Source organism: Pseudomonas sp. P5_B2 (genome assembly GCF_056400445.1).
The window spans coordinates 1-1,849 of record NZ_JBFULH010000736.1 but is presented as its reverse complement, the minus strand read 5'-3'; the positions used below and the strand labels follow the sequence as shown (position 1 = coordinate 1,849).

Sequence of the window (1,849 nt, the reverse complement as noted above, 5' to 3'; positions counted from 1 at the left end):
TTCCCACGCTCTGCGTGGGAATGCAGCCGGGGACGCTCCGCGTCCCAGAGCGTCCATTGATTCATTCCCACGCAGAGCGTGGGAACGATCATCGCGGTCTACCGATCAGCCAAAGCGATAAATGTCCATGCCCAGCGCACCCATGGTGAAACCCTGATGCGCAACTCTGAACTCGCCCCCAGCCCCACGAGCAAAATACAACGGCAGCAAATGCTCATCACTCGGATGATTGCGCACGGCATTCGGCGCTTGCTGACGATAATCGTGCAGCGCCGCTTCGTCGTTCGCCGCGAGTTTCTCGATCATCCAGTCGCGGAAGGATTTGGCCCATGCCTCGACGCTTTCCGGGCCCGCGTGCCAGTCCAGTTCGCGCAGGTTATGCGTGATGCTGCCTGAACCAATCAGCAGCACGCCCCGTTCGCGCAGGCTTGCCAAGGCGTGGCCGACTCGGGTTTGCAGGGCAGGGCCACCACGCGTGGGCAGCGAGACTTGCACCACGGGGATATCGGCTTGTGGATACATCAATGTCAAAGGCACCCACACACCGTGATCGAACGGGCGTTTGGCGTCGATGCGGGCCGGCAGATCGGCGGCCTTCAGCAACTCGACAACGTCCGCCGCCAATTGGGGATCACCCGTTGCCGGGTATTGAACGTCGAACAGCGCCTGTGGAAAGCCGCCGAAGTCGTGCCAGGTTTCTGGATGGGGATTGCCGCTGACCAGCAGCTCATTGCTTTCCCAATGTGCGGACACAATCACGATGGCTTTGGGTTTCGGCAGTTCGGCGGCCAGTCGAGCGAGAGCCGGCCCGCTGGCGCCCGGTTCCAGTGCCAACATGGGCGAGCCATGGGATATGTACAGGCTGGGGAACATGAAAGAGCTCCTGAGGGGTAAGATGGCATCATCTTCAGTCAGATCATTGATCTAAATCTAATATAAGTTTTAGGGTCTTTTGATCGAATTTTCGGGATTAATTATGCAGCCGGAGTTTTGGCACAAACGATGGGCGTCGAATCAGATCGGCTTTCATCTGCCGGAAGTGAATCCTCATCTGCAGCGTTTCTGGCCGCAATTGGGTCTGGAAGACGGTGCGCGCGTCCTGGTGCCGCTGTGTGGGAAGAGTCTGGATTTGTTGTGGCTTGCACGCGAAGGCCATGAGGTATTGGGCGTTGAGCTCTCGGAAAAAGCCATTGAGGATTTCTTCAATGAGCATCAGCTTGATCCTGACGTCAGTGAGCAAGGGCCCTTCAAGGTCTACCGCGCAGGTTCTATCGAATTGTGGTGCGGTGATTTCTTCGAGTTGACCGCTGGGGATGTTGCCGACTGCAGCGCTCTGTACGACCGCGCGGCGTTGATTGCCTTGCCGCCGAAAATGCGCGAGCAGTATGCCGCGCACCTGAACCGGATTTTGCCGAAGGAGTCGCTGGGGTTATTGATTACCCTGGACTACGACCAGACGCAAATGGACGGCCCGCCGTTTGCTGTGCTGGATGATGAAGTGCAGCTGCTGTTCGGTGGATCGTGGGTGCTCAAGATCCTGGAAGATCAGGACATCTTGAGTGTGAGCGGGAAATTCCTGGAGGCGGGTGTTACTCGGCTTGAAGAGCGGGTCTATCGGGTTTCCAATCGGTAATTTGCTCTGAATTTGCCGGCCCCTTCGCGAGCAAGCCCCACATTAGTTTTGTGAAGATCACAGATCTAGTGTGGGAGCGGGCTTGCTCGCGAAGGGGCCCAGAAGAGCACCGCATCAATCAGGCAAACAAAAAAAGGCCCGCATTTCTGCGGGCCTTTTTTTTGTGCTGAACAATCAGCTCTGAAGTCGATGCAGCGCGTTGATACGCTCTTCCAG

General features: G+C 57.1%; 2 protein-coding genes. One reads left to right on the top strand and one right to left on the bottom strand.

Translation table 11 applies throughout. From position 1 onward, the window contains the following. Positions 1-105: 105 nt before the first annotated feature. Positions 106-873, bottom strand: a complete 768-nt coding sequence (locus tag AC1DRJ_RS26160; RefSeq protein WP_477804701.1) for a DODA-type extradiol aromatic ring-opening family dioxygenase — start codon at positions 871-873, stop codon at positions 106-108. Positions 874-976: 103 nt separating this feature from the next. On the opposite strand from AC1DRJ_RS26160, the gene AC1DRJ_RS26155 reads away from it, so the two are divergent. Continuing rightward, positions 977-1,633 carry a thiopurine S-methyltransferase gene (locus tag AC1DRJ_RS26155; protein ID WP_477804700.1) on the top strand — a complete coding sequence of 219 codons (657 nt, stop codon included), beginning with the start codon at positions 977-979 and terminating at the stop codon, positions 1,631-1,633. The last annotated feature ends 216 nt before the right edge of the window (positions 1,634-1,849 follow it).

Coding starts and splice junctions, on each gene's coding strand:
- AC1DRJ_RS26160 (WP_477804701.1), bottom strand. CDS start 873: ATGTTCCCCAGCCTGTACATATCCCATGGCTCGCCCATGTTGGCACTG.
- AC1DRJ_RS26155 (WP_477804700.1), top strand. CDS start 977: ATGCAGCCGGAGTTTTGGCACAAACGATGGGCGTCGAATCAGATCGGC.